The sequence below is a fragment of the Pseudoalteromonas sp. SR43-2 genome (assembly GCF_014163885.1).
Lineage (GTDB): Bacteria > Pseudomonadota > Gammaproteobacteria > Enterobacterales > Alteromonadaceae > Pseudoalteromonas > Pseudoalteromonas distincta.
On record NZ_JACJED010000058.1, the window covers coordinates 1 to 271 of the forward strand.

The 271-nt window shown below is 36.5% G+C and carries 1 protein-coding gene and 1 rRNA gene; both read right to left on the minus strand.

The features are described 5' to 3' along the window. Window positions 1–76 (minus strand): 16S ribosomal RNA (locus H5120_RS20080); the annotation flags it as partial. Then, window positions 70–271: hypothetical protein (locus H5120_RS20155; protein ID WP_220487145.1), on the minus strand; the 202-nt coding region annotated here is incomplete at its 5' end. The genes H5120_RS20155 and H5120_RS20080, both read right to left, overlap by 7 nt.

The following is a 271-nucleotide window of genomic DNA, read 5'->3' on the forward strand; positions in this document are numbered from 1 at the left end:
TCTGTTACCGCTCGACTTGCATGTGTTAGGCCTGCCGCCAGCGTTCAATCTGAGCCATGATCAAACTCTTCAATTAAAAAGTTTTATGTCTTTCGACAGCTCAATGAATTCTGAATTTTTGTTTTTGTTGCCAAAAACGAATTGACTGTGCGTTATTATTTTCACTTTTAAAAAAGTGAAATCAAAACAGCTCAAGGCTGAATCTTTTAATAACATATGGTCACTCAGTTTCAATTGAGACTCTAATTTGTTTGCCTCGCTACCTAAGTAG